The organism is Acidimicrobiia bacterium (assembly GCA_018057765.1).
Taxonomy (GTDB): Bacteria; Actinomycetota; Acidimicrobiia; order IMCC26256; family JAGPDB01; genus JAGPDB01.
Map to the genome: position 1 here is coordinate 43169 of JAGPDB010000013.1, position 6118 is coordinate 49286.

6 protein-coding genes are annotated in these 6118 nt (G+C 34.5%); 1 reads left to right on the forward strand and 5 read right to left on the reverse strand.

Annotated features, from left to right (window positions below):
* The first annotated feature begins 49 nt into the window (after nucleotides 1-49).
* Nucleotides 50-1936: a VanW family protein gene (locus KBF89_05620; GenBank protein MBP9115807.1), complete on the forward strand. Its 1887-nt coding sequence runs from the start codon at nucleotides 50-52 to the stop codon at nucleotides 1934-1936.
* Between the two features lie 11 nt (nucleotides 1937-1947).
* Here KBF89_05620 and KBF89_05625 read toward each other — a convergent pair whose 3' ends face one another.
* The 5 genes from KBF89_05625 to KBF89_05645 form a co-directional block, all read right to left on the reverse strand.
* Nucleotides 1948-3198, reverse strand: coding sequence for a potassium channel protein (locus tag KBF89_05625; protein MBP9115808.1), 1251 nt, complete (start codon nucleotides 3196-3198; stop codon nucleotides 1948-1950).
* A gap of 55 nt (nucleotides 3199-3253) precedes the next feature.
* A complete protein-coding gene (locus KBF89_05630) occupies nucleotides 3254-4492 on the reverse strand; it encodes a magnesium transporter (protein MBP9115809.1) in 1239 nt (412 codons plus the stop codon).
* 78 nt (nucleotides 4493-4570) lie between these two features.
* Complete coding sequence (locus KBF89_05635; protein MBP9115810.1) at nucleotides 4571-4894, reverse strand: hypothetical protein; 324 nt, start codon at nucleotides 4892-4894, stop codon at nucleotides 4571-4573.
* Nucleotides 4895-4900: 6 nt separating this feature from the next.
* Nucleotides 4901-5578, reverse strand: a complete 678-nt coding sequence (locus KBF89_05640) for a ribonuclease HII (GenBank protein ID MBP9115811.1) — start codon at nucleotides 5576-5578, stop codon at nucleotides 4901-4903.
* Between the two features lie 7 nt (nucleotides 5579-5585).
* Nucleotides 5586-6118, reverse strand: a 533-nt coding sequence (locus tag KBF89_05645) for an NAD(P)H-dependent glycerol-3-phosphate dehydrogenase (GenBank protein ID MBP9115812.1), incomplete at its 5' end; no start/stop codon positions are given.

Below are 6118 nucleotides of genomic sequence, written 5' to 3' on the forward strand. Positions count from 1 at the left end.
TTAGTTTATCGATTGGCTATAATAGCTTAAAATCAACTAGCGTTTCGGTGTGTCAACTCCTCCTCAAACAAAAAAAACTCAAAATATTAAGAATAATCAAGAGTTATTTGCAGAATCTGACATTGAACTACTCGAGATTGATATCCGCGAAGAAATATCTGTTGAAAATAATGTAAATAGCTCAAAAGAAAACAATGTAAAAGTATTTAAAAAATCTCATTATTATCTTAAAAATACATTGACAACACTTTTAATAATCATCACAATTCTAACTTTATTAATTTTCTCAGAGCAAGCGATTTTTGCATCTAAAATTTTGCCAGGAATAAAAATAGGTAATACAAACTATGGCACAAAAACAAAAATAAGTTCAAGAAATCAATTAGATAAAGCAACAAAGAAGTATCTTGAATCCCCTATACAATTTCAAGTAGATGGGAAAACAATATCAATTTCGTCACAAGATTTTGATCTGACTTTCGAAAATACCAAAACAATCAACAAAGCATATAACTTCCAAAAAACGTATAGTCCAATACCATCAACTCAGAGTTTCTTTTCAAGACATACAGGGAATTCCAATGTGATACCAGTTTTTAATTACAATAAAGATAAATTTGGAGAATTAGTTCAGAATATATCAAACGAACTTTCCTCTGGTCGAGTAGATGCAGGTATAACGATAAAAGGTTTGAATGTTAAGGTACAAAAACCAGTGTCTGGCATAGGAATATCATCTTCTGAAATATCTAAAGAAATCTTAAATTCTGTTAAAAATTTGTCGACCAAAAAAATTGAATTAAAAAAGAAAAAAGTTGATGCAAAGATCACATTAAAAGAAGCAAATTCAAAAGCTATAATTATTAAAGAGATTTTCTCAAAAAATTCTACAATTACTACACCAGCTGGAAATATTGTAACAATTACACCGGAGAAAATAGCAGCATCTTTAACAGTAATTCCAAATAAAAATAAATTAGATATAAACATAAACGAAACAATATTGCGTTCATTACTTAGTGAACAACTTGCTGGGGTAGAACTAGCCCCTATAGATGCTACTTTTGCAGTCAATGGGACATCTGTATCAGTAGTTGGCAGTCAAACAGGTAAAAAAATTGACTTGGAGACTTCTATTAAATCAATAATTAAAGGTAACCACAATATCAAGGTTTCTATTATCGAAAATGTTCCTTTACATGATACTCAATGGGCAAAAAATTTAAATATTACAGAATTAGTTTCAACATTTACAACTAATTTTACACCCGGTCAAATACGTGTAAAGAATATTGCAAGAGCTGCCCAAGTAGTTAATAACACTGTAATTGAACCAGGTAAGACTTTCTCGCTAAATCAAACACTTGGAAAAAGAACCGCAGAAAATGGATACTTTAAAGCACCTGTTTATTCTGGTGACGATGGTTTTACAGAAGATTTTGGTGGTGGTGCAAGCCAATTTTCAACAACAATGTTTAATGCAGGATGGATTGCAGGCTATAAAGATATACAACATGTTCCACACTCTATATATATTTCAAGATATCCAATGGGAAGAGAAGCGACATTAAATTATGGAACTATAGATCTTAGGATTCAAGATGATTATAAGTCAGGAATACTTGTTCGAACATATGTTGGAAATTCCTCAGTCACTGTATCTCTATACGGGAATAAAGAAGGAAGAGTTGTAAATCTAGAAGGTCCTAATATCGTTGCGCAAACTGAGATTGCTACACAATATACCGACGACCCGACTCTACCAGCTGGAAAAGAAATACAAATTGATAAAGGTTATCCTGGCATAACAGTTGAAAATATAAGAACTATTATCAGACCCGGTTTACCTGACAAGATCGATAAGCTCAGATGGACCTACACAATGCTTCCTAACAAAGTCCGTAGAGGAACACAAGCTATCGCTCCTGTAACCTAATATTCTTTAGACTAATTATCTTTATCAGATTTACTATCTTTTGGTAACACAACAATTTCGTACTCACCTGTTTCTTCATCTTCTGTAAATACATATCCACAAAGCTCTGCAAGGTATTGACGACCTTCATTTGGACCATTTAGTATTAACTCATCTTCGGCCCTAATTTTTAGGTGAGATTTTGGTCTATAGAAATATCGAGTATTGTGCTTTATCGCAAGTAGGAAAAAACCAGTTTCGATTTCTAATTTTACTTCGCCTAATGTCTTTCCAACAAGGACTGAGTCCTTTGCAACTGGCATACGGATGACTACCTCATCGCTTTCGGTTAAATATGCTTTTAGTACAGGGTGAATCTCCTCTTGTGTATCAATCAACCAAACCAATTGTTGTGCCGCATCTCCAATCTCTTCTGCTGCACCACCCAAACGCAAAAGACCACGCAATTGAGAAGGATCGACCATTTCAGCCGCTGCACGCAAGATCCATACTTCTAAATGATCACGCATCTCATCAATTCGATCTTCTAAATGGTTTACTTCAGCTGCCAAAGACCTGTCGTTTAACAATAATGCACTATATGCTAAACCAACACAAACCTCGGAAAGATTTTTCATTTCTACTAAAACATCAACGGCTCTATCTAGATCAGATATTATACCTTGATCGTTTTCTACAATAGGTTTATAAACTGGCGCACCTGCAAGATTACGTAGACCCGAAATCCCATCTGGTGATCCACGAAGTATCAAAATATCATCAGGAAGCAAAATTTGGTCACCGTCCGGATCAATAATCCAATTTGATTGTCTTTTAATAGCAACAACACGCATCGAATATTCTGTAGGCAATTCTAAAGATTCGAGACTTTGATGGGCCATAGGTGAGGTCTCACGAATACGCATTCTGTGAGAAACTTCTTGTGCAGATGCTAGATCATTTAATAGAGCTGCGGGTATACCTAATTTATGGACAACTATTCTGGCTATTTCTGTAGCCGCATACCCCATGCGTTCAATAGATGTCATTACAAGCAATACAGAGCTCATCTGGCTCGCATCTCTTACATTTCTAGCAGCTAATATACAAACTTCGCGCATTTCATGCACTCTCATATATAGATCTGTCTCTAGCTCAAACACTTCCTCTGCCATCTCCTCATCATTAAAAAACAATGCCGCATATGCGAGGTCAATCATTAGTTCAGAATGATCTTTAGCTTCTGCGAGCATTGCCCGAAGATTCCTCGGTGTCGATTCCATTTGTTTCTCCTTTATTTGGTAATTCTATAGTGTTTACTAATTTTTATTTCTAAACTCATATCGGTAATAGCGAAATTACCGACATAAGGACAACCGCTCCTATTAAATCTGACATGGATGTGACTGAAGGTACTGCAATATTATCGGGATCAAAACCAAAACGGTATGTTAATGTTGCACTTAAATAACCTACAAAATTAGAGAAAGTTGTCGCAATAAATCCAGCAACTAAAGATATGGTAATTATATAAAACCATCCAGGTCCTGACAGATGTCCAAAAATAGAAAATATGGCACAAAAGATACCCAACATTGTAAATATTGGAATAGTGAGTAGATATGAAACCGTTATATCTTCGCTTACATTAGAAAATTTAAATTTATTCGCATCAACAAAACCTAAATGTAGTTTAGTAGCTACACGCGCAGATAATATTGAACCTATTGCGCCGTTGATACTAAGCATTGGAGGGAGTAGCACTAGTAGTATAGGAAATTTATCGAATGAAGATATTTTAGATTGTATAGCCAAGCCAGCTAAAATAGATACCGACCCTCCAATAATTAAAACTGGTAGAGATTCTCTAACTATACGTTTTACTAATTCAATGTTTGACCATATTCCCATAATAATAGTTAGTACTGAAATTACGAAAACAATAATACCTAGAGTCATAATCACAAAACTATTTGGGAGCAATAAAGAAGCTATAAGCAAGGATGGTATTGTGACGCTATCACCTATTGCCGTGATTAGAGGAGCAGCCACATTATCTAAATCCCAGTTTCTTCTAACGCATAACTTGCTCAAAAATATGGTGCATAATAGAACGATTGCAGTAGGAACTATCCCGCCTATTACTGAAATTATAAAGAACTCTAGTATTGATATTGAATTTGTTACATCAAAACTTATTGCTACAAATTTTGCTACAACAGCTAATAACATGGAGGCTGAGAGAGAAAGCAGTATTGATGCATAAATATTGGCTCCGACAGTCGTTGATTTTTTTATAGAGAATCTATACTCACCTAATTGTGCAATAGTATTTAATCTTGATGCTAAAGCACCGTAAATATTTCCCCGCAATCCAACAGCGGCAGGGACTAATAGTATTAAACCTGGAAGTTCAATAAGTTTATTAGTATAAGAACCTAAAACTATACCAGCAAGCAAACCAGCAATAGTTCCAATTATTAATGCGACCATGCCAAGTCTTACTCCTACAGGATCCGTCCTTAAGAGTGAAGTAGATTTTAATAAAATTTTCTTCGTTGAATTGCTTAGTTTCATTTACTAATAGGCTAATCGTTGTAGTTAGATAAAAATGGATATTGTCTCTTAGGAACCAATTTGGCAGTTAAATATAAATTAATTTTGTGTTTTAGGAGCACAACCTGCATCTTCTCCATAATATAAGAATAGTTTCTCCATTAAAGATGTAAGTTTTTTATCATTTTCTATAAAAAAATCTTCTTTTGCTTTAATGGTTACGACATTTGAATAAATTGAAACACTATTTGCTCCTAATTGCAATATAGCTTTAGCCAATACATATGCTTGAGAAATGTCTTGACTCGCTTGTTCAATTGTTGTGAATGTGAAATTCTCCGTGCCAGTCAATGCACGGTCTAAGACAAAAGTCTTTGAATCTTTTGAACTTACAGTTGTACTTACAGTTATCAGTTGTCCCATGACATATTAGAATAGCGCGTTTTCATTCCATCTTTTGAAATCTTCGCGGTTTTCTCCAAATATATCCCAAGAAATTCTATGAATTGGTGTCGCACCATGCTTTTTCAACGCTTCTTTGTGTATGGGGGCTGGATATCCTTTATTCTTCTCAAAAAAATAACCCTTATATTTTCCTGCTATTTCATTACTAGACATATATCTATCACGATGGACTTTCGCAATTATTGATGAACATGCAATAGCATGTGAAAAATTGTCGCCTTTAATGATCAATTCGGTTTTAATATCACCTCTTTCTAAGAAATCTATATTGCCATCAAGTAGAACAACATCTATATGTCCAATTATTTCTTCAAGATTTTTTATTGTCCTATGAGCACATAATTTTAAAGACTGACTCATCCCGAATTCATCAATTTCATTATTGCTAACTGTACCAATTGCTATACCAACTGCCCAATGTGAAATTATTGGAACTAATAATTCACGCTTCTTTTGTGAGATTTTTTTAGAATCTCGAACCCCAGGTATTGTCCCTTCACCAGGTATGACTGCAGCCATTACTAATGGACCCGCCCATGACCCTCTTCCAACTTCGTCCATACCTGCAACTATTTGTGAATTCTTTATATAAGCATATTCAATATCATTCGTAGGGTATTTTGGAATTTCTACATTATACATTTGTATTTTATTCTACAGTCGCAGGTCGAGTCATCAGAGCTGCAACTGCTTTTTCTGTAACTTTTCCTTCATTGATAACTTTTTCGATCGCATCAACTATTGGCATTGAAACACCAAAGGAATTTGCAAGTTCAGATAAAGATTTTGCTGAATTAACACCTTCGGCAACATGATTTGATTTTTTTAATATTTCATCTAATGTATTGCCTTGACCCAACATAAAACCAACAGTTCTATTTCTAGAAAGATCGCTTGAACATGTTGCTATTAGATCCCCTATGCCAGCTAAACCTGAGAATGTTTCTGACTTTCCACCTAGTGCTGAACCTAATCTTTTGATTTCTGCTAAACCCCTTGTAATAACTAGTGCCTTTGCATTATCCCCATACTCTGCTCCAGCGCCAATACCGACTGCAATAGCTATAACATTTTTTGCAATTCCAGATATCTCACAACCGATAATATCATCTGAGGTATAAACTCTAAATTTTTCTGATACCAATTTTTTCTGGGTATTTTGTTCCATAACTTTATTTTTCG